The following is a 22,076-nucleotide window of genomic DNA, read 5'->3' on the forward strand; positions in this document are numbered from 1 at the left end:
ATTATTTTTCAATACCTGTCAGCCAAATTGCACAAAATTGCTGGAAAAATGCCAAGTTTGGCCAGTATATACCATGGCTAACCGGAGATTAAACGCCTCATTTGGTGGTGTCGGCTGCTCGCCAGGGCGCCACCCACAGCAGCATCAACATCCCCGGCAAGGCCAGCACTGCGCAAAGCAAAAAGAACGCCACCCAGCCCGTCTCCTCCACAATCGCCCCGGTGCTGGCATTGGCAAAGGTACGTGGCAGCGCGGCCAGGGCGGTAAACAGGGCAAACTGGGTCGCGGCGTAAGCGCGGCTGGTTTCGCGGGCGATATAGGCGGTAAAGGCCGCTGTCCCCAGCCCGACCCCGAGGTATTCAAAGGCGATGACCATGGCCAGCAGCCACAGGTGCGGTTCGCTGGCGGCCAGCACCGCAAAGCCGAGGATGCTAACCATCTGCACCACCCCGAACACCCAAAGGCTGCGGTTGATGCCCAGGTGAATCATCAACACCCCGCCCAACAGGCCGCCGGCAATGGCCGGCCACAGGGCCGCGTGCTTGGCCACGAGCCCGATTTCTGTCTTGGTGAAGCCCATATCAAGGTAGAACGGCGTCGCCAGCGCCGTGGCCATGTTGTCCCCCAGTTTGTACAGGAACATAAAGGCCAGCACCGCCAGCAGGGCCTGCCAGCCCTTGCGAGACAGGTACTCGCGAAACGGTGCCACCACCGTGTCTGCCAGGCCCCGGGCCATCGGCACCTCCGAAGCGGGCTCGCGCACGACCAATGTCATGCCAACGCCCACCAGCATAAAGGCGGCGGTGATCCAGAAAACACTGCCCCAGGGCATCTGGTCCGCCAGAATCAGGGACAGCGACCCCGGCACCAAACTGGATATCCGATAGGCCTGCACGTGCACCGCATTGCCCAGACCGAGCTCTTCATCCGGCAGGATCTCCCGCCGGAAGGCATCCAGAACGATATCCTGGCTGGCGCTGAACAGGGCAACCGCAAAAGCCACCCAGGCGATCACCAGGGTAGAAGACTGCGGCTGGAAGACCCCCAGCCCACCGATCGACACCAGCAGGGCCAGTTGGGTGGCCAGCATCCAACCACGCCGGCGCCCCAAGCGCCCCAGCAAGGGCGGCCGGTAGCGATCCATAAACGGAGCCCAGAGAAACTTCCAGGTGTAGGGAATGCCCACCAGGGAGAACAGGCCGATTTCGGTAAGGGATACCCCCTCGTCACGCAGCCAGGCTGGCACCAGCTGGTAGAGCACATACAGGGGCATGCCGGAGGCCAGGCCGATGAAGACGCAAGCGAGAATACGCCGGTTGAAGATGGCGGCGCGCCAGCCGGACTGCGATGGCGGCATAGATCGGGGTTCCCGCAAATGTGCTCAGGCAGGGGCATCGCCACTGCCAGTCATGTAAACTACGCCCCGACCGTGCTTGCCCCGCCGGGAACAATACCTTTGGCTGCCCCGTCACTATAAAGGCAACAAACCAACAACCATTCTGATAGAAGCTGAGTGTGATGTATACCGGTTCTAGCGATAGCTGGCTCTCCCCTCCCCCGGTTGCTGTAGGCGGCGTGGGCGGTAGCGGCACGCGGCTGGTGGCAGAGCTGTTGTTGCGCCTGGGCTACGATTTGGGGAACGACCTGAATGAGTCCTTCGACAACCTGACATTCACCCTGCTGCTAAAGCGGCTGGAGCTGTGGCCACCAGAGCGCCACCCTGCGGAAATCGACAAGGCACTGGCCCTGTTCCTGGCGGCAGCCCGGGGCCAGTTGCAAGCCGGGGCTGTGGATATTGACTACCTGGCGAGCCTGACCGCCACATCCCGCCCCACCCACCCGCGAGACTGGCTGCTGGAGCGCGCCCGGCGCCTGGTGCAATCGGTGGAGTCGCCCGAGGCCGCCAGCGACCGCTGGGGCTGGAAGGAACCCAACACCCACATCTTTCTGGACATGCTGAACCAGCGCATACCAGGGCTGCGCTACATCCATGTTGTTCGCAACGGGCTCGACATGGCCTACAGCGAAAACCAGCACCAGCTATTTTTGTGGGGCCGCGCCCTGCTGGGCCTTAACTACCAGCCCGAGTCGGCGGAAGACTCCTTCCGCTACTGGGCCGAAGCCCATCGGCGAGTGATGGCGCTTGGCCGGGACATGGGTCCGCGCTTCCTGCTGCTTAACTTCGACCAGCTGTGCATCGAGCCCGACGAGCAGCTTGCCCGGCTTTGTGACTTTCTGGACATTGACCCAGGGCACGACGAACTCGACACCCTGCGCCAGCGCATCAAAACCCCCAGCTCCATCGGCCGCCACAAGCGGGAGCCCCGCTTTGCCACCCGCCACGACGATATCGCCACACTGCAGGACATGGGCTTTTCGGACTGAGCGTTACCCCCGCGCCGCCCGGCGGTGGGCGCGCATTGCCAGGGCCTCTTCGTACAGCGCAAAATCCCGACCATGCAACGTTCGCACGCTCTCTATCAGCCCCGGTGACAGCAGCTCCCGCGGCGCCTGATTAGCGCGCTGCGGCGTCACATTGTGCCGAAGGTGGGGTAAATTCCGGTGTAGCAGGCGTTCGGACAACTCGTCGAGATCCTCTTCGTAGTGCTCGGTAATGCCGACAAAATCAAACCTTTTCAGCGGGAAGCCCCACAGGAAACGGCTGTAAAGATTACGCAGCGACGGAGCCAGGCAGAAAGCCTCCAGCGACCATTGTTCGGCCTCGAACTGGCGACGCACCGGGCCGGCATGCGGGGGCATCGGCGTATCGCGCCAGTAGTGGTAATGCGACAGCAGCCGATCCAGCGGGTCGCGCAGCCAGGTGACATACTGCACCGTTCGACCGACAGACAGCGTTGCGTATTTCAGCGGCAGGAAATGACCATGAACGCAGGCGACGTGTTTGCGCAGTGCAGGCTTCAGGGGGGCTGTCATGGCGAATGCCACCGCCCCCAGGCGAAGCGGCCACTGCGGCGTGTTCAACGGCTGATCCCCATAGTCGGCGTAAAGCTGGTCGCCGTAAGCCTCTCGCAGCGCCTCATGAAAGCTGGAACCAGCGGTTTTAGGGAGGTGTACAGAAATCAGCATCCCGCGCGCCTGACAGTAAAAATCGCCGCGAAGTGTAGCAGAATCACACCCCCGCCTGCGGTGCTCGGCAACCGACTATTGATCGCTGGTCGCGCGGCCAGCCAGCGAAGCGGCCGGCGAGGCCCGCAGCTTCACAATAAGATGGCTGCCAGCAAAGCCAACCCACTCCCGCCAGGCCGGCGAATTGGCGGTGGCATAGGCCACATAGGGTACCCGAACACCCACCTCGGCAAGCTCCGCCAGCGGGAAGTCCGGAAAATGCCTGGTTAGGGCACGGTCAGTACAAATGGCCGAATCCGAAACCACCAGGGCATGGGCCGCCGCATCGCCCGCCAATGCGAGGTCACCTGCGCTCACCATCACTTCATCGGAGAGCTCCGCACAGCCATCCAGGGTTTTCAGCAGGGTAAAGCGTGCATCGTGATCGATGGCCACAAGGTTAATGCCGCGCGGCAAACGCATGCGATCCCGTTTCGAAATCAGTAGCGACGCGGTGCCGGGGCCAGTGAAGGAGCGAATCGTCAGCGGATAGCGCACGCCGGACTCAGCCTGCGCATCCCGGTGCGTTGCAATATCCGCCGCGCCGTATTGGAGGTAGTTGGCGAGGCGTCTTTGCCGCAGTGCCCCAGCGCGCTCTGACACCGGCGCCTCGGCCAGCGCCTGCAGGTGATGCGCGCTGACCTCAAACGGCTCCTGAAGGGCAGCAACGGCGACTGCCTTTGCCCCGATTTTGCCAAAGAAAGCACAGTAGTCGCCTGTTGGGGCGGATCCATCGAGGATTTTCATCCGCTCGCAGTCATCCACCCAACCGACCAGATCGCCGATGTCTTTTTCCCCCAGGCGGTCAACCAGTGTTTCGCGGGTATCAAACTCGAACTGCAGGGTCTCGATCTCTCCCTCGCTGTCGAAATGCATCAGCATCGGCAGCAGAAATTCGCGCCCATCAATGGCCACATGCCCGCTGCCGGCATCCACTGTGACCCCGCCGCTGGCGGAGGGGAACTGCCACAAGGCATCCAGCGGCTCACGCCAGGCCCGGATCTGCTGCCTGGGGTTCAGCACCGCCAGCCGAAAGTTCTCCCTGGCGCCGGAGGCGAGCAGATCCCGACCCAGTCCGAGTTTCATGTCGGGCCAACCCAGGGCATGCAGAACCGTCGGCCCGGTGTCAAAGGTGGAAGCCGGCACATCATGGGCCCCGGCCAGTTCCTGGGCACCGTCGAACAGCATCAGCAGGTTGCGCCGCTCACCCTGCTTTAGCAGGTCGGTAGCTGTATTTCTGAGCGCTACATGATCAGAAGCCACAACCAGCAGGGTATTGGCAAAAGCCGGCGAACGACGGATGCGCTGGATAAATTGCGCCACCAACTGATCCGAGCAGTGCACCGCATTCAGGATGGGGTTGCTGCCATCACCATACTGGCCTTGGCAGGAGGCCGACGGGTGGCCATTGGGATGGTGGGTATCCAGTGTCAGCGCAAACAAGGCGAAGGGTTCCCTGCCCGCCGCCATGGTTTCGTAGCGCTTGGTGACATGGCCAAACAGCGTATCGTCGTACAGCCCCCAATAAGACAGATAATCCGGATCGGGTAGCGTGGCTTTCAGTTCAGTCAGGCCCTCCACCGAATCAAAGCCGTGGGAATGGTAGAACTTGCCCTTGCCGGCAAATTCCAGTGAGGCACCGCCCAGGAAGGCCGTCCGGTATCCCGCATTGGCCAGCAAATCACCAAGGCATGTTACCCCGGGCAAAAACTGATCCATGCCGTTCATGGAGTTAGGCCCGGGGCTGATCAGGGGCAGGCCACACTGACTGGCCACCATGCCACCAATCGTAAAGCCGGCGCCTTCAAAGCTCCGGATATCGGTAAAGTGCAGGCTTTGCTTTTCAAGCGCCTTCAGGTTGGGGGCAAGGCCAGGAAACAGCGCCTCGTCGAAATAGGTGCGCTCAAAGCTCTCCAGGTAGATAAATACCAGATTCTTGAGGGGGCGGCCCTGAGCCTCCAGATTACCGGGTGTGACGAAAAACTGCTCCAACGGCGCAGTTTCAGCCTGCCCCGCCGCTACCGACGCACCATCGTCCTGCTCGCTGCCGATGCCAAGCGGTAACGCCACCCCATACAGTTCGAGCACCTGCAATGTGGTTGGGTGAACGGCAAGCAGTAGCGGCAGCAATAACACCAGCACCAGGTGCCTGGCAGAGCGCGCTGAACCTACCACCAGAACATGTCTGCACAGCAGCCAGGGCAGCCAGATGGCCAGCACAACGCCCACCGTGGCCATTGCCATGGCGGGCAGGTATTCACGCCAGCCGGCGCCAGAAAAACCCGCCTGAAGATGAAACAGCACCGAACGGTCCACGCCCTGCCCGGTGAAGTAATCGGCGGTTAGGTAAACGCCGGTCAGCGTAATGAGCAGGGAAAAGACGCTTGCAACGACAATCGACTCCATGCGTGTGACTGGTTTGCCCCGAAGGAAAACCAGCGCCGCACAGAGCCCAAGCAGGGGACACCAGACCATCGCGCGACTATACCGACATTTCATTTTTATGTCAGTAATGTTACAAGCAGGCGCACCGCAATGGCAGGCAGGGGTGGCTTGCTATATACTCCGCCACGACTTTCAGCAAGCAATACCATGACGCGCAAAACCTACCCAGACACCTGCTCCGAGGACGATTTTGTCTTCTTTTTGCACATCCCGAAAACGGCCGGCACCTCGGTCGCCAGGATTTTGCAGCCGCTGTTCCCGGAAGAGCAGATACTGACCCACGAGCAGGTCAACGCCGCTCGCAAACACCCAAACCAGATTTTTCAACGTGCTCGCTTTTTGCACGGCCACTTTACGCACGACGTTTACAGCCGGCGACTGGCCAAGCAGCCGACATTTATCCTGACCTTCCTGCGTGACCCGGTGGAGCACTACGTATCCACCTACTTTCACCTGAAGATCGATCCAACGTTTACGTATACAACCCGGATCTGCAAGGACAAGGCGCTGGCGCAGCAAATTCACCAGTTCGTCAATGAGAATCCGCTGGAAGCATTCTTCGAGTATGAACACGCCCACCTGTTTGATAACTTCCAGACACGCTATCTAGTACGGGGGCTGTCGTGTGATTACGCCGGCAAAAGTGACCGTGAATTGCTGCCCATCGCCGAGCGGCTGCTGCTAAACCTGCCCTTCTACGGCATTACCGAGCGCATGGAAACATCGCTACAGGGCATGGCCGATGCCCTTGCCGTTGATAGCAACCTCGCCACGATCGAGGTCAACCGCTCGCGCAACAAGCCCACCGACTTTACGTTGAGTGAAGAATCGCTGGCAGGCATTCAACGCAGAACAGCGATTGACCAGCGCCTGTACCGCCTGGCGCTGATGGCCTTTGAAGACCGCTATCTCTAGTCCAGGCCCTTGAATCAGGGCCGCTAAATCAGAGCCCCTAAATCAGAACTGCCAAGACGGGCGACCAAATCAGGCCGCCCCAGCCTCCCTGAGCGGCTCGCCAAAATCCCTGCGCAGAATGGCCTGAACGGCCCGCGCGGAATAGCGCTCGTCCAGCCAGGCGGGGATGCGCTGCAACTTCTCCGAGGCATTCTCAATGCCCGATTCCAGGCTGATCACCGCCTCAGCAATATCCGCCGCCGTATCGGCGATGTACAGCACCTCATCCGCCTGCGGAATCCCCTCTGCACCCACGGCGGTGGTTACCACCGGAACCTGCCGGGCAAGCGCATCCAGTACCTTGCCTTTGACACCAGCGCCAAAGCGCAGGGGCACCACTACCTGGCGGATGCTGCCATAGAGCGCCTCCAGGTCCTCGTCACTCAAAAAGCCATGCATCGTCACGCCCGCCTGCGATGCCAATGCCTCCACCCGCTCGGGCGCATTGGAGCCCACAATATGAAACTCAACGTGCGGGCACCGGGCGCGCACCAGGGGCAGTATGTCCTGCACAAACCAACAGGCTGCATCAACATTTGGCGGGTGATTGAAACCGCCAACAAACAGGATCCCGCTCCGCTCGGTGTACTCATACTGCACCTCGACAGGCTCTATTGCGTAGAGAGGGATGGCACTCACGTTCAATGCGGGGCGCTCCGCACGAATAGCTTCGACCTCCACCGTTGAGGGGTAGTAGACCTTGTCCACCTTCTCGAAGACGGCAAACTCACGGTCATGCCACTTGGCCGCCTCTTTCTCCAGGGCATCGGCACCCTGCAACGCACCTTCACGCTGGGTGCGCAAGTAGTGCAGGTCGTGCCCGAAAAACACGATTGGAGGCCGCGGCGACAACTTGTCGAGGTGGGGCAGAAATTGCTCGGCCACATGCGGGCGGTGCAGGTAAACGGTGTCGATATAGGCGGCATGCTCGGCCAGCCAGCGGTCGAGCCCCCGGGCCATTGCCTCGCCCACCAGCACCTCCACACCCAACTGCTGCAGCGCTTCGGTATAGGGCTCATGGGGGAAGAAGTTGGCCCCAAGGAATATCACCTTGTAGCCCATCGCCACCATTTCACGGACGTACATAAAGGTTGAGCGCGAGCCAGCATCTTTGTCGTAATGCGGAACGTAGTGATCAATGATCAGGACGCTGCGCTGGCGGCGGGAGCGATCCCGCGCCCAGAACACATGTTCTGCATTCTCGAAATGAAAAGCGTCGAGTTGGCTTCGCCACTTGTCGCGGAAAACCTCGCGGTTACGCACTTGGTACTGTTTAAGGCCTTCGCCCAGATCAGTGCCATTGCTGACACCCTCAAAGTGAATCACCCGGGACGCCGGCTGGTAGACCACGCGATACCCTAGATCGCGCACCGCAAAGGCAATATCAGTGTCTTCGTAATAGGCAGGCGTGTAGCGCGCATCAAAGCCGCCGAGCTGCTGCCAGAGCGCACTGCGAATCAGCAGGCAAGCGCCCGATATATAATCGACATCTTTGACATAGTTATAGGCGGGCTTGTCCGCACTATCGAGCTTGCCGAAATTCCAGGCAGAGGCGTCACGCCATACAATCCCGCCGGCCTCCTGTAGCTTGCCATTAGGGTACAGGAGCTTGGGACCGGTGATGCCAATGTGGGAATCCTCGTCCATCAACCGCACAAGCGTTTCCAGCCAGCCCTCAAGAACCGCTGTGTCATTGTTCAGGAACAGCAGCATCTCGCCGCGCGCCTGGCTGGCAGCGCGATTGCAGTTGCCAAGAAAGCCGAGGTTTTCCTCACCACGCACAACGGTGATGTTGCCGATGCGCTGCTCTATGGACGCGGTGAGGTCGGTAGAGCCATCGTCGGCAACGATGACCTCGTAGGACACTGCGTCGCCGCTGTTCTTCAACACCGATTCCAGGCAATGCACCGTCATCCGGTATTCGTTGTAGACCGGTATGACGATCGATACGCGCGGCGCAGCCTCGGCGGGAAACACCAGCTCAAGAGTGTCCAGCTCCGCACTCAGGCTGCCGAGATCGAACTCATAGGCCTCTGGCACGTAGCCGGGAAAACGGGAGCCAACCCACACCGCAAAATCATCGGGGTTTGATGAAAACAGCATCTGCAGACCCCGCCGCAGACGGTGGAAACTGAAGCTGCGCAAAGACGACACCGGATGTCGCGCCATGTATGCCACGATATTCCACAGCTGGCCCAGCTTGCCTTCATCGCGCCGCGGAATTTCCATGCTGAAGGTCTGGAAATGGTCACGGGCGCGGGTGAGGGCGATATCGTAGCTGGTGACTTCTGCCCGGCGCCGGGTCAGCCATTTGTAGCTGCTGGTCACCGTTCGGCTGATGGCGGCCAATCGGGAGGTTTCATACTCCAGCAGGTATCGCGCGGACTCGGTCAGCTCGTGGAACAAGTGGTTGGCCTTATCCTGCAGAGCCTGGTGGTCCTTGCGAAGCTGGTCGTGCGCATCCAGTTCCCGCTGGTGTTCAGCTGCCAGGCCACTGTGATCCGCCTGCAACTGCCGGTGCGAACCGACTTCCGCCTTATGGGCCTTATCCAGGGAGCGATAATCGGCCTCCAACCGCTTCAACTGCTCCAGGGAAGTATCCCGCTCGCTGGTGCGCTCCCGGGATAGCGCTCGCTCTTCCGCTAGCCGCGCCTCTGTCTCCCGCAACATAGCCAGGCTGCCGAAGGCGCTCGCCATGTCTTGCAGCCGGCTGTGCGCCATTGGGTCCGACTCTGGCAGCGAAGGGCCATCCAGTGCGCCACTTACACAGATGGCTTCGCAATAGGCCTCCAACTCTCGCTGGCAAGGTGTCATCAGCGCATCAGCGGCACTGGCAAGCTGGCTTTGGCTATTGGGCAATGATGCACTGAAGCCCAGGCTCTTTAACTCGCAAGGTGCACCCAGCGCATTCAACCGGGCAAACAAACGCGACATCTCTGCCTGCGGGTCCCGCTGGATGGCATCAAAGCTCACGCAGGCATGGGGCAGGCGCGCACTGAAGGTGATGGCATCGCGGTTGTAGCGTTCCCACAGTGCCAGGCCAAACGCCAAGGGGAAGCCATTGCGCCGATGCAGAGACACAGCCACATCGCGCGGATTACGGTACACATACAGGGCAATGCTGTGCTCCAGCAAGGGCTCCCAGGCCGGCCAAAGCAGCACCATGCGCGGGTCTTTCACGAGCCAGGGCTGGGGCGTCAGGCGAGCCAGAATGTCCTTTTGATCACCTTCATAGGCCCCTGAAGCCGGCAGCCGGTCAGGGGGGGAAAACCAGCTTCCACCAGCGTCAGACAGCATCCGGTCATGCAGGTTGACCACATCCGTCCGCTCAAAAAAGCCAAGGGGGTTTTCACCCTCCTGCGGCGCAAGCTGTTCGTCGGGCTCACCGACATAGAATCCATTCTGCGCTAACGATCCGGCGACCATAGAGGTGCCGGAACGGTGCATTCCCAGTACTACAATATTACTCATCAACACATATCAGCCGTGCGCCGGGGATAGCAGGTACGACAGGCGCAGGCTGCGCAACTTGCAGCCTGCACCTGTGTCGCCTTTATTCTTTTTCGGAGAGGTAGGGTTCCAGTAGTTTGTCGACCGTTTCGTTGTCGATATACACCTCGTCCGTGAAGCGGAAGTTGTCATCGTAGGCTTTAACGGTGAGTTGTTTGTACTCGTTCTCCAGCGCCGCAATTATTCTGTCCTTCACCTCGTCGTAGGGCCTGTCATAGGCCGGCTTGATTTCGTCGAGACGAATGATATGGAAGCCAAACTGACTGCGCACGACATCGGTATAGTCCCCGGGCTCATCGAGCAGGAACACTGATTTCAGGTAGGCGCCATCAACATTGGTGGTTTCACGGTTCAGCCAGGCATCAAACTTGCCACCCTTGCTCTTTGAACCGGGGTCTTCGGAGTACTCTTTGGCCAGTTCTTCAAATTTCTCACCGGCTTTCAGTTTGGCGAGGGCTTCCTGGGCGCGCTTCTCTTCCTTCTCACCATTGCAATTGCGGGGATCGCAACGAATCAGGATGTGAGAGGAACTGCGCTGCTCCAGTACATGCGCATATTTACGCTTCTCTGTTTCATAGCGCTCTTTGGACAGTTCCGTCATATCGGGCACTTCCAGTGTTGCCATGAAGTGCTTGACCATATAAACCTGCTTGGCCTGGCGCAGGCGCATCTCCAAGTCCCAGTAAACATCGCCATCGGCTTCGGGGGTCAGGTCGTCGGCCTGGGCTGCAATCTTCTTGATTGCCAGTACCTGGTTGAGGAGTTCGATCCGATCGCCTCCATCGGTGGCTGCAGATTTGCGCAGTTCTGGTGTCCAGTTCTGTATCACATAGCGGAGTTCATTCTCGCTAATGGAGACACCATCGTCGCTGACAACGATGTTGCTGTCACTCTCCTTCTGCGACTTATCTTCCGCAGAAGCCGGTACAGTAACTGACACAATAAGGCCCAAAAGGAAAAGGCTGGCTAGCTTGCTCACGCTTAGAATCTCCGGTGCAAATCAGGCAACAATAACACGCATTAGAGCCATCTATCGCTGCTAAGTTCTCATCTGGTGGGGTTAAAGCGATACTGCTTCGAATGAAGGCAGTAGATATAAAAAAGCCGACGCCACAAGGGCGTCGGCTATTTTGTTACAGCTCCCGGTTGTTAGACCGGGAAGGGCATCAGGAAGATACCACGAAGCTGTGATCGATGATGCGACCGTAGTTCGCGTCCGGGTTGGACGGGAAAGAACGTTCCCATGCGGTGAAGCCGATCATCGGAACCTGAGCTACGTCGGTAACCGGATCGAAGGTAGCGCTGTTGGGATCAGTACCGTACTGGAATACGGACTGAGCACCACCTTTCGCAGGATCAGCAGTTACATCCAGCTCGGCCCAACCGTTAACGGCGTTAGCCAGTTGAACAGTGTTGGTTACCGCGTAGTTGCTGTCCAGAACCGGGTCAGGAGTCACACCAGCGGAGGCCCATTGAACCACGTTCACTTCGTTACGCAGCACAAAGCCTTCCGGAGTCGCGCTTACGGACGGAGACACAACCAGGCCACCTTCGGCCGGAGTGAAGCTCTGCTCTTCGCGATCGTATACGGTCAGCTCAACGTTAACCGGGATATCGCGGTAGTCACACAGGCTGGCGAAAGTACATACGCCAGTGGAGTCTGTGGTCGCAGTCACATCAGGCAGGGCCCGGATGTAGTCGAACAGGTTCAACATGGTGTACTGGCCAGGGAAGGTAACAACCCAGTCAGTGCGCACGTTAGAGGCCGGATTGGTGGACCAGTCGTTAACGATCATCTGGGCGCCCAGGTCAGGACGAACCACAGTGTCGAACAGGCCACGGTTTACAACGTCGCCAGCCGGAACGTAGGGAGAACCACCGTCCAGGTCGGGGAACAGGTAACCCATGGGGTCAAAGGTGCCAGCCAGAATGGTTTGCTGGTTGGTCAGAGTCGGCACAGTGTTGAAGTCCTGGATGTGAACAGCGTTGCTGCCCATTTCCAGACCGCCTTCGGCGTCACGTACAAAGTAGGACACTTTCAGAGCGTTTTCAGAATCAACAAAGGTGTTCGGAACAACAGCACCATTGCCGCAGTTTTCCGGAGCCAGACCAGTGGTGGTATCACCCTTACACTGGTGGGTGGTGTTAGTAGCAACAACACCGTTCTGTTTCAGGTCAGGCGTTACAGTGCCGGCGTTGTCGTAGGCAGTCGCGCGGTAGAAGTTAGAAGCAACCGCGTTACAGTCAAACGGCACACCATCGCTGCCGTGCAGGGCAGCAGTATCGATCGGCTGCAGGCCGTCGGTCTGACCCATGGCGATAACTTCGATGTAACCTTCTTCAGCACCGGTACGGAAGTCAACGGTGGTGGAGTCGGTCATGTCGTCAGGCATTACGAAACGGCCGTTGGGAGACTGCGGAGCAGTACAGCTGTTGTCGTTGGTGTTGAACGCGATTTCGGTCGGAGAATCTTCGTCCAGTTGAGTCGCGTCGATCCAGCCGGTCCACTCATCTTTCGGAGAGAGGATCAGGTTGAAGTCGAGGGCGTCCATGGAGTCCATGGCACGACGCATACGCAGCTTGACCACCTGGGTGACTTCGCTGGTGTTGGTGATGTGAACACCGGTTACAAAACCGTTTTCCACAGTGTAATAAGGGATCAGAGCGAGGTCGCCGAGCTGGTTGCTGGCAACGGTCGCTTGTGCAACACCGGTGTAGCCAGCGGACGCGGCGGCAACAGCAGCTGCAAGACCCAAGGGCTTGAATGAAGCTTTCATAAGAGGAGACTCCTAATGTGTTTTACGTCACAACCAAAAGTACAGATTGCTAGCGCTATTATTGCTAACTGCAGCTAGCTGTCAACCATAAAGCCTACCTGCCGCTCACGCTGTACCACCACTCACCATCTTCAAGAATCCACTTCTCCAGGATGGTAACCGGCAGCGCACCGAGCGCCCGGGAAGCCTCTGAGGTTGTCTTGGTCGGCCTGGACATGACCCTGACCGACACACTCGCCACAGCTGCTCCGGCATCATAGTTAAGGACTTGAACGCCTGTCAACTCTCTTTCCACGACATAGGAAAAATTTCGCACAAACAGTCGTTTAGGGAATATTTTTCGATAGGCAGGTGAGGAGTACTCCCAGGCCTGATCATAGTTAAGTGCAGACAGTGCCGCCCAGCGCCCGGTCACCCGCTGCACCAGCGCTTCCTCCTGGGCTGGCGCAAGCGCGTCGCGCTCGGCGGCGCCCTCTTCACTGCCTTCTTTATTACTGCAGCCCACTGCCAGTGCGAAGGCGGCAACCGCCAGGGCACCGGCGAACAGTCCTTTCATTTTCTGCAACATACAGATTCTTAACCAATTCAATGACGGAAAAGCGGGCGGATTATACGCGCTGACTTACCACACACAAGCCTGCCCGCCCACTGCGCTAGTTAGTTGGGCGAAACGTCGATCAGTTCCATATTGCGCAGTCTAGAGCGCATTTCCGCACTGACTTCCTGAAGCTCGCTTTCACTCTCAATCACTCTCGGGGTGATGATGACGATCAGTTCGGTGCGACGACTCTCATTGTCAGTGCTGCTGAACAAGGCGCCCAGGCCGGGAATGTCCTTCAGGATCGGAACGCCTGAATTAGTGCGGGCGGCATTATCCTGAATGAGGCCACCCAGCACCACGGCCTGGTCGGAACGCACTGCCACCCGGCTCTGGATATTGCGCTCAAGAAATGAGCGCTGGTTGGTGGCGTCATCGATTTCGCCTAGGTCTGTGACCGACTGGGCGATATCCATGGTCACCAGTCGCCCCGCATTAACCGACGGCCGCACCGTAAGTTTCACACCGGTATCACGATAATCAATGTTCTCGATGATTGAGTCGCTGTTGCCGGCAACGCTGCCGTAGCGACTGGTGCGCACCGGGACCTGGTTACCCACATGGATATAGGCGGTTTGATTGTCTAGCACCATGACCGAAGGGGTCGATATCACATTGATCAGCGAATCCCGGGCCAGCGCGTTGAGTACGGCGGATATATCACCCAAGCTGTTGGTAATAGAGTAGGAAAACCCGGCTTTCGCAGCCGGCCCGGACAGGGCGCCAGCCAGCTGCCCGGAACCGCTGTAGCTATTGCCTATACCATTTTTGAAGGTCCATTCTAGACCGTATTCCAGACCTTCCGTGAGGCTGACCTCCAGAATGCTGGCTTCAATAATGACCTGGGTGGCCACCACATCCAGTTGCTGCAACGCCTCTTTTATCAACTCGTACTGCTTGCCGGAGGCGTAGATCATCAGGCTGTTGTTTTCATCGTCCGCCACCACGCGCACATCTTCGATGGGGGATTCTTCATCGCCGAGGGCCTCGCCAACGTTCATGGCCGACACGCCAGCGCCCAGCTGATCGGTGTTGGTGAAACTGGCAGGGGCGTTGCCGCCGCTGCTGCCGGAGCCACCGCGGGAGGATGAGCCAATGGACTCGATGTTCATCCCGGGCGCCACCCCGCCGCTGCCCTGGCCTGTCGAGGCAGTGCCACTGCTGGTGGACTTGCTGCCACTGCCGCCGCTGTAGATGCTGTTCAGCAGCTCCGCCAGCCGGCTTGCCGTGGTGTTCTGCACCGGATACACGTAGAGCTTTTTGGCAAAGTTTGCGTCGGGGGCCGCATCCAGGCGGTCGATCCAGGTTTGCACGGTGTCCAGGTAGTGCGCCCGCGGGGTCACCACCAGCAGGCTGTTCAGCCGCTTGATGGGTATGATTTTCACCAGCTGGCCAAAATCACCACCGCCTTCTCCACCGCCACCACCGCCGGCGGTGGCGCCCCCCAGCATGCCGTTGAGCACCTCTGCGGTATTTTCAACACCGCTGTGCTCCAGCGGGAACAGGCCCACCGACATGCCTTTCAACAGGTCCACGTCGAAGGTGTTAATCATGTCCATCCAGCCGCTCAGCTGCGCCTGGGTTCCTGCCATCATCAGCAGGTTGCGGGAGTTGTCCACCCGCAGGAAGGCCGATTCGTCTGCCACCGGCTTCAGGATTTCCGCCATGTTCGCGGCACTGATGTAGCGCAGGGGAATGATGGTGGTGGTGTACCCCGCGCCCCGGGCGCCGGGCCCGGACACGCTGGGGTTCATTTTTCGCGCCTGCTGGGAGCCGGTGATCACCAGCCGGCCATCGCTGCCGCGCACCATGAGTACGTTATTGGCCTGCAGCAGGGATTCCAACACGGTCAGCAGTTGGTCCCGCGGGATGGGAGTCCGGGTGCGCAGGGTCACCTTGCCCTGCACGGGGTGGTCGATGATGTAGTCCATGTTGAGGATGTCGCTGAGCACCGCGTGCACCACCTCGGCGAGGGGCGCCTCCTCAAAGTTCAGGCTGACATCCTTGCCCACCAGGCGCACCGGGTCGGGTGCTTCCGGCATCCGGACCTGCCGGTCCGTTCCCTTGTAAATGACGGGCTCCACCCGGTCCCGTTCAGAGGCTGACTGCTCAGTTGGTCGCGCATCCGCAGCCGGCTCGCCGGCGGCGGCCGGTTCGGCCTGGCTACTGGTGCGCACTTCCACCACTGGCTTTTCCGTGGGCATTTCCGCACAGGCAGTCACAACGAAAGATAGCACCACGAGTGATGCGGCATTACGCAGCATGAGGAATCCCTTGGTTTGCGTCTGTTTCATATCCTGGTCCAGTACCTGCGCTTGATGCGCCGGCTATTATTTCGTTACCGCCCTGCCACCAAGCCCCAGGGTTGCCGGGGCCTCGGGGGCCGGTTTTGGGGATTTTCCGGCGGGCGCGGCGGGCTCTGCTGCAGGGTTGGCTGCGCTGCCCCCGGATGGGTTCACCGCTTCGGCCGTTATGGTCATGTTCCGCTTCAGGGGCACTTCTTCGCGGCGCCCCCCGCTTTCGAATACCGCCCGGTCCGGCTCAATGGCACCCAGGCTCCAGCCGGAGACGTCATCGCCCAGCAACAGGCGCTGCTGCTTGCCCTTGACCACGGCGATGATGCCCTGGTGGTCGCCGCTGCCGAACACACCCAGCAGCTTGATGCCGGGCAGGCCCCCGGCTTTTTTCGGTTCCGGGGCTTCCTCTTCAATGGGTACTTCTTCCTGGGGCCTGCGGGCAGCCCAGAACAACGGCCGGGTGCGAATTTCCGCGCTCTCGTTTTGGCCGACGCTGTTCAACGCGAGGATATCCGCCACCTGCAACGACGATGAGGCCGGGTACACCGGGTCGATGGTCGACGGCAGCACGGCCCGCAGCAGAACCCAAAGCACCTGCAGCAATAACAGGCCCGCCAGCACCAGGCCCACCAACTCCACCCGGCGTTCGGTGCGCAGGGGCTCAGCGGTTTCGCGATAACGATCCAGCAGGGTCACGAGCGCACCTTCAGGGCCATCAACTGCATACCGGCGGTCACTGTCTGCCCGGGGTCGCTATTGCGACGGGTGGCACGTTCAGGCCAGATATCCAGCGATTCAATCATCAGGCGCGGGCGATAGGCACCGAGCCCGGCGAGGGCGGCATCAAGCGCGGGCAGGTTGCCGGAAACGGTGACGTCCAGGCGGATCTCTTCGAAGCCTTCTTCACTGTCATCTGGCAGAATCTGGCTGTTGGCCACGCTGAGCCCGGCATCAATGAGAATTTCGCGCACGTCTTTCTGCATGGTTGCGGCAACCGACGCGCGGTCGCGCTCACCGGGATAAACCAGATTGGTGACCTTGCCATCAACCGCCGAGAGCGACTGCTGTAAATCCACCTCGCGCTGGCGCAAGCCTTCCAGGCGGGCCACGCGCGGCTCCAGGTCGTCGATTTCGTCCTGGTAGCCGCCGCGCAGGCCAAGCAGTTGGAACACCAGATAAAGCACCAGCAAGACCGGCACTGCAACGGTCAATGCAACAAAGGCACTGTCCCGGCGGTTGTCCCTGAACCAATTCATCCGGCGGCTCCCGGACGCAATTTAATATTGATGGTGAACTGTTCCTGGCCCGTGTTGCCCAGCCGCGTGATGGCCGCTGGCGAAGACACTTCGGCAAAGGCCTCCACGGCACTCAGGCTCTGCATGACGCCAGCGGCGTCGGTGGCGCGGCCACGCAGGCGGATTTCCGACCCACGCATGGTGAACTGGGTGACATAGGCATCGTCACCCAGCAGCGCGGTAATGCGCGCCAGCTCAAAGTGGGGGTTGGGGAACTGGGCCAGCACTTCGTTCATCTTGCCCGCCGTTTCGTTCGCCGACTGCAGCTCACCGCGGATTTGCTGCGCGGTAGCGGCATCCACCTGCAGGGCCTCCGCCTGGGCCTGCACGCGACGCAACTCCAGATACTTGCCCCCCGCGGCAACCAGCAACATGGCCAGCACCAGCACAACACAGCCGCCGAGCATAAGCCCGATGCGCTGCAAACGCCGCTTGTAACGCTGCAGACGCAGCCCTTCACCAAAGCCGCGCAGCACGATGGGGCGCTCCGGTCCATCGGCCCAGACCTCGACTTCATCCACCTTGTGAATGTCGTAGTGGCTGCCAAGGTAGGTCATGGTGGCGCTCAGCGATGCGATGGCCAGCTGCACTTTTAACGCCGAATCCTCGCGCGATTGCACCGTCCAGCCGGCGGCGGTGTCAGCCGCCGGGAAGGGGCTGCAGGATGCCACTTCTATCTGCATGACGGCATTGATGTCCGCCTCGGCAGCCAGCGGCAATCGCAATGCGCGGCTAAGCACCAGGTCCGCCGGCAGCTGGATGGCCTCGCAATAGTCGGCCCGCCCCGGGTCGACCTGCACTCCCCCGTGAAAGTAGCGTTCGCCATCCGGCCCCTGCAGGCGCACCAGTTCGTCCAGATGTGAGCGCACGGGTGAGCGATCGCCCCAGAGAAACTCGGCCCAGGCGTGCTGCCAGTATTTGCCGATTTCCCTGACATCAAAACCGAATAGCTGCCATTTCTGGCTTGCGTCTAGCATGTCGCTGCGTCTGTGTCCCTGAATCTGTTCAACGTTGGGCAACTACCCGGGGGCTTTCTGTGCGCAGGAACTGCCAGCCAAGGCTGGAACCCGGCGCACCGGACAGCGTCGCCCAGCGCCGACGCAGCCAGGAGCGGCCACCGTAATGCACCACTGCATCCACCCGGTAATGGTTGTCGTTCTGCGCCCCGGCTCCCATGTCTCCGCTTTCTGCTCGCCGGGCCATCACCCGGTCAACCTGTTGCTGGTTGGCACCCTGCACCGCGTTCAACAAATCGTCCGGCGCCGCCGACCAGTTGAACCCGCTTCCACCGGAAACGGCGCGGATGTCATCGCGCAGCGCGTCCAGCAAAACCCGGTTGAAACCGGGCACTTTCAGCATGTCTTCCTGCGTGCTCATGCGGGTCAAAACCGGCCCGTCACCGCGATTTACAGGCGTGCGCAACTGTACCACATTGTGTGCCAGCCGTTGTGCCTCGCCCATCGGCAGCTTGCCGCGGTGGGCGAACAGCTGGGCCAGCAGTTGGGGCGGCGCACTGTAGATATCGATCAGGCCAGACGCCGGTGTCAGTGTAACCTCGACATCCACATCACCCAGGTGGAATGTGGAGCGCATGACGCGCGCCGCCCCTTCCGGACGGGCGTCCTGGGCACGGGTGAACTGGGCCATCATCAATTGCGCGGCGCCATCGCCGGCTGCGTTCACCTTGGCCCGCGCCAAGTGCGCCTGCGCCAGGCGGCTGTCGATACGCCCCTGGTGCACAATGCCCGCCACCAGCAGCGACATTGCTGCCAGAAACCACACTACCATGGCCAGCGCCACACCGGCCTGACGTGCATGTTGACGACTGCAACACCGATAAAATTCCCGCCGCATCAGCCTGGCACCCTGATGACGATATCCGGCCAGTAGCGATCACGGGTTTTAACGCGAAAGCGCACCAGCACCGGCGTGGCATCGTCATCCCATTCGTTGACCCAGGGCTCACCGAACTCGGCGCGATAGGCGATGGCAAAATCCTGCACGCCGTTGATCACCGTTTTGCTGGGCGCCCGGCTCCAGTCGATGTCCTCCGGCAATTCGTTTTCTTCCGACCAGGCGAGCACCAGCTCATCGTCGGCGCGACCCAGGCGCAGGATGAACTTGCCACCGTAGCTCTCGCCAAAGAGCACCGTTGCCCGCCACATGACGATGCCGCTGCCACCGCGCATAAGGGAGCGCCCGGAACCGCCGCTGGAACCGCCAAGCCCCAGGCCATTGCCGCCTTCTACGCCAACCACCGCGGACTCCACCAAATCGCGCAACAGGCTGCTGCCCAGGCGAACCTCATCAACCCGCTCGGTGACTTTTTGCAGCGAAGACTGAGTGCGCCCGAAGGTTCGCAATGCGGTGACGGTTGCCAGCATGATCATGGAAAGAATCGACAGCGCGACGACCACTTCAACCAGGGTGAAGCCACGCGGGTGGGCGGGTTGGCGTATTCGAGCCATCATCGCCGGGTTTTCACTCCCTCGACAATGGAGTGCAGGCGCACCTCTCGCCGGTGGCGACCATCCTGCCAGGCGACCATGACTTCAACTTCCTGCAAAGCGCCCGGCGCCAACCCCTTGGCCTGCGCCGGTAGCGGCGTGGCTTCCACCCACCACAAAAAGCCACCCTCGGTGGTTCCGCCATTGCTGTAGCCGCGATCCGGCACCTGGGACACATCCGCCAGCAGCGACTGCGCCAACTCCACGCCAAAGGCGTAGCGCTCATCGGTGCGGATGTTACGGGACGCGCCACCCGCGGCCTGGTACAAGGCCCCCAGGGCCACCCCGAGGATCGCAATGGCGACCACCATTTCAAGCAGTGAAAAGCCGCCCTGCATGCGGCGCTTAGGGCATTGATGTTCAGTTGGCTGCATAGCGTGCCTGGCTGACAGCCCCGGTCAGCCAGTCCACCTTGACGCTGATGCCATCACCACGCGCCGACTCGATATCGATGCCACCGCCAGAGGCACCGCCCTCGGGATAAAAGCGAATAATGCCGGTACCCTGGCGGTTCAGCTCGCGGGCAGAATGCACCGCCATGCGGACACCCGCAGGCAGTGTGTGGGTTTTGCCATCAAAGGAGAGGCTGCGTTTGTCGGGGCGGACTTCCACATCCTGGGGTTTGCCGGAGGTCACTGCCTTCACCCGGGCGGCGGTCAACACCGTCATGGCCTCGCGAATACCCTCGCGGTACTGCATGCCGGTGTACATGCGGCCCGCCGCCGGCACCACCAGCGCCATCAGCAGGCCGGCAATGGCCAGCGCCACCACCAGTTCCAGCAGGGTAAAGCCGCTGGTTGCCCGCCGGCACATACTCACTCAGGCAACGCTCCAGCGGCCGCGCGGCGCAAAGCACTGCTCAGCGCCAGTTGCCAACATCGCTGTCTTCACCTTCGCCACCGGGCACGCCGTTCTGGCCGTAGGTGAAAATATCCATCTCGGCATGTTCGCCGGGGTATTTGTAGTTGTACTCACGATTCCAAGGGTCCAGCGGCACTTCCTTGGATTTCAGATAGGGGCCGTTCCAGCCGGCGGCGCCCGCCGGCTTGCGCACCAGGGCGTTGAGCCCTTCGGCATTGGAGGGGAAGCGCCCCACATCCAGCTTGTACATCTCCAGCGACTGCTCCAGGTCCTTGATCTGGATGCCGGCGGTTTTGGACTTGGCGCCGCCGAGCTGGTTGAGCACGCGGGGGCCAACCAGGCTCATCAGCAAGCCGAGGATGGCGAGCACCACCAGCAGTTCCATCAGGGTGAAGCCGCGTTGGCGGCGCTGTCGATTCAGGGGTTGCTTCATAGTTGTGTTCCTCGCGGAAGACTCTGAAATTGGATGCCCGCCAGCGCGGGATGAGTAATAGCGCTAGGCCGCCAGGTCGTTCACCGACAGGATGCCCATCAAAATAGCGATGATAATCACCGCGATGATGGCTCCCATGCCAAGGATCAGCACCGGCTCCAGCAGGGTCAGGCCGCGTTTTACGCCGGACTGTACGTGGTCGTCAAACACCTTCGCCAGTTCCAGCATCATCTTGTCGAGGCTGCCGGATTCCTCGCCCACGCGGGTCATCTGGATGACCATCGGGGTAAACATGCCGGTTTCGTCCAGTGCGACCGACATGCGCTTGCCGGCCTTGACGGCCGGCGGCAGCACCTGCAGGGATTCTTTGATCACCGTGTTGTCGACAGTATCGATGGCGATGGAGATGGCCTTCAGCAGCGACACCCCGTTGCCCACCAGCGTGCCAACGGTGCGGGCGAATTTGGACACTTCAAATTCGAAAACGATCCCACCCACCACCGGCAGCTTGAGCATGCTGCGGTGCAAGCTGGCCCTCCCGGCGTCGCTGCGCAGCCAGTTGCGCAGGTAAAACCCAAGGCCAATCGCCAGCAGGGCCAGCAGCCAGCCCCAGTTCTTCACAAAGTCCGCCCCGGCAATCACCATCTGGGTGAGGGCGGGCAGGGCGTCGCCCATGTCCTCGAACAGGCTCTCGAACTGGGGTACTACAAAACCCAGCATGACAAAGATGGACAGCACCGATACCACCAGCAGGATGGCGGGGTAGATCAGCGCGGACACCACCGCGTCACGATTGGCCTTGGCGTTCTCCAGGTATTCCACCAGCCGATCCAGCACGGATGACAGGTGGCCACTGGCCTCGCCGGAGCGCACCATGTTGATATAGAAGGAGCCGAACACTTTATCGTGGGGCACCAGCGCCTGGCTCAGGGACTTGCCGCCTTTCACATCCTTGAGCAGGTCATTCAGCAGGCCGTTCATGGCTGGCTCGGCGGCCATGTCGATCAGCACCTTCAGGGCCCGATCCAGCGGCAGGCCGGCGCGCAATAGCACCGCCAGCTCGGTTGTCATGGACAGCACGTCCTGCCGCCCGGGGCCCTTGCCGCTAGCTCTGGCGCTGTTGGCCGCGGCCATGCCCGGCTCCAGCTTGAGCAGGGTCAGCCCCTGGCTGCGCAACTGGCGAGAGGCGATTTCCAGGCCGTCGGCCTCGATGCCGCCTTCGGTGGCCTTACCGTCGCGGCCTATGGCCTTGTACACAAAATGCGGCATGCGA

At 60.6% G+C, this 22,076-nt stretch carries 19 protein-coding genes; 2 read left to right on the top strand and 17 right to left on the bottom strand.

Features of this window, described 5'->3' with window-relative positions; all coding sequences use genetic code 11:
* Positions 1 to 97: 97 nt before the first annotated feature.
* The gene (locus tag DDZ17_RS13015) at positions 98 to 1,357 is read right to left on the bottom strand and encodes an AmpG family muropeptide MFS transporter (protein WP_116367397.1); all 1,260 of its coding nucleotides are present in this window, start codon (positions 1,355 to 1,357) and stop codon (positions 98 to 100) included.
* A 161-nt stretch (positions 1,358 to 1,518) separates the two neighbouring features.
* Between DDZ17_RS13015 and DDZ17_RS13020 the strand changes: the two genes are divergently transcribed.
* The gene (locus DDZ17_RS13020; protein ID WP_116367398.1) at positions 1,519 to 2,385 is read left to right on the top strand and encodes a sulfotransferase; all 867 of its coding nucleotides are present in this window, start codon (positions 1,519 to 1,521) and stop codon (positions 2,383 to 2,385) included.
* A 3-nt stretch (positions 2,386 to 2,388) separates the two neighbouring features.
* On the opposite strand, the gene DDZ17_RS13025 is transcribed toward DDZ17_RS13020, so the two are convergent.
* Positions 2,389 to 3,087: a sulfotransferase family protein gene (locus DDZ17_RS13025; RefSeq protein WP_116367399.1), complete on the bottom strand. Its 699-nt coding sequence runs from the start codon at positions 3,085 to 3,087 to the stop codon at positions 2,389 to 2,391.
* Positions 3,088 to 3,162: 75 nt separating this feature from the next.
* Positions 3,163 to 5,532: a sulfatase-like hydrolase/transferase gene (locus DDZ17_RS13030; protein ID WP_157976631.1), complete on the bottom strand. Its 2,370-nt coding sequence runs from the start codon at positions 5,530 to 5,532 to the stop codon at positions 3,163 to 3,165.
* A gap of 186 nt (positions 5,533 to 5,718) precedes the next feature.
* Between DDZ17_RS13030 and DDZ17_RS13035 the strand changes: the two genes are divergently transcribed.
* Entirely contained in the window at positions 5,719 to 6,486 is a 768-nt protein-coding gene (locus tag DDZ17_RS13035) for a sulfotransferase family 2 domain-containing protein (protein WP_157976632.1), read from the top strand.
* A gap of 69 nt (positions 6,487 to 6,555) precedes the next feature.
* Here DDZ17_RS13035 and DDZ17_RS13040 read toward each other — a convergent pair whose 3' ends face one another.
* From DDZ17_RS13040 to DDZ17_RS13105, 14 genes are all read right to left on the bottom strand, one after another.
* Positions 6,556 to 9,996 (bottom strand): glycosyltransferase, encoded by a 3,441-nt coding sequence (locus DDZ17_RS13040; RefSeq protein WP_116367402.1) that lies wholly within the window; start codon positions 9,994 to 9,996, stop codon positions 6,556 to 6,558.
* An 82-nt stretch (positions 9,997 to 10,078) separates the two neighbouring features.
* Positions 10,079 to 11,014 (bottom strand): peptidylprolyl isomerase, encoded by a 936-nt coding sequence (locus tag DDZ17_RS13045; RefSeq protein WP_116367403.1) that lies wholly within the window; start codon positions 11,012 to 11,014, stop codon positions 10,079 to 10,081.
* A 187-nt stretch (positions 11,015 to 11,201) separates the two neighbouring features.
* Positions 11,202 to 12,812, bottom strand: coding sequence for a hypothetical protein (locus tag DDZ17_RS13050; RefSeq protein WP_116367404.1), 1,611 nt, complete (start codon positions 12,810 to 12,812; stop codon positions 11,202 to 11,204).
* 94 nt (positions 12,813 to 12,906) lie between these two features.
* On the bottom strand, positions 12,907 to 13,380 hold the full coding sequence (locus tag DDZ17_RS13055; RefSeq protein ID WP_206613545.1) for a hypothetical protein: 474 nt from the start codon (positions 13,378 to 13,380) through the stop codon (positions 12,907 to 12,909).
* 89 nt (positions 13,381 to 13,469) lie between these two features.
* Positions 13,470 to 15,704, bottom strand: coding sequence for a type II secretion system secretin GspD (gene gspD / locus DDZ17_RS13060; protein ID WP_241505880.1), 2,235 nt, complete (start codon positions 15,702 to 15,704; stop codon positions 13,470 to 13,472).
* Between the two features lie 36 nt (positions 15,705 to 15,740).
* Positions 15,741 to 16,403: a type II secretion system protein N gene (locus DDZ17_RS13065; protein ID WP_116367405.1), complete on the bottom strand. Its 663-nt coding sequence runs from the start codon at positions 16,401 to 16,403 to the stop codon at positions 15,741 to 15,743.
* A complete protein-coding gene (gene gspM, locus DDZ17_RS13070) occupies positions 16,400 to 16,963 on the bottom strand; it encodes a type II secretion system protein GspM (protein WP_116367406.1) in 564 nt (187 codons plus the stop codon). Before gspM ends, DDZ17_RS13065 begins: the two co-directional genes overlap by 4 nt.
* Complete coding sequence (locus DDZ17_RS13075) at positions 16,960 to 17,979, bottom strand: PilN domain-containing protein (RefSeq protein ID WP_116367407.1); 1,020 nt, start codon at positions 17,977 to 17,979, stop codon at positions 16,960 to 16,962. Before DDZ17_RS13075 ends, gspM begins: the two co-directional genes overlap by 4 nt.
* 28 nt (positions 17,980 to 18,007) lie before the next feature.
* Positions 18,008 to 18,790, bottom strand: a complete 783-nt coding sequence (locus DDZ17_RS13080) for a general secretion pathway protein GspK (protein ID WP_157976633.1) — start codon at positions 18,788 to 18,790, stop codon at positions 18,008 to 18,010.
* 65 nt (positions 18,791 to 18,855) lie between these two features.
* Positions 18,856 to 19,473, bottom strand: a complete 618-nt coding sequence (locus DDZ17_RS13085) for a prepilin-type N-terminal cleavage/methylation domain-containing protein (RefSeq protein WP_116367409.1) — start codon at positions 19,471 to 19,473, stop codon at positions 18,856 to 18,858.
* The gene (locus tag DDZ17_RS13090; protein ID WP_170150212.1) at positions 19,470 to 19,847 is read right to left on the bottom strand and encodes a type II secretion system protein; all 378 of its coding nucleotides are present in this window, start codon (positions 19,845 to 19,847) and stop codon (positions 19,470 to 19,472) included. Before DDZ17_RS13090 ends, DDZ17_RS13085 begins: the two co-directional genes overlap by 4 nt.
* A 22-nt stretch (positions 19,848 to 19,869) precedes the next feature.
* Positions 19,870 to 20,322, bottom strand: a complete 453-nt coding sequence (locus DDZ17_RS13095; RefSeq protein WP_116367411.1) for a pilus assembly FimT family protein — start codon at positions 20,320 to 20,322, stop codon at positions 19,870 to 19,872.
* Between the two features lie 46 nt (positions 20,323 to 20,368).
* On the bottom strand, positions 20,369 to 20,803 hold the full coding sequence (gene gspG / locus DDZ17_RS13100) for a type II secretion system major pseudopilin GspG (protein WP_116367412.1): 435 nt from the start codon (positions 20,801 to 20,803) through the stop codon (positions 20,369 to 20,371).
* 63 nt (positions 20,804 to 20,866) lie between these two features.
* A complete protein-coding gene (locus DDZ17_RS13105; protein WP_116367413.1) occupies positions 20,867 to 22,072 on the bottom strand; it encodes a type II secretion system F family protein in 1,206 nt (401 codons plus the stop codon).
* Between the last annotated feature and the right edge of the window lie 4 nt (positions 22,073 to 22,076).

It is taken from the genome of Parahaliea mediterranea (genome assembly GCF_003402235.1).
GTDB classification, from domain to species: domain Bacteria; phylum Pseudomonadota; class Gammaproteobacteria; order Pseudomonadales; family Halieaceae; genus Parahaliea; species Parahaliea mediterranea.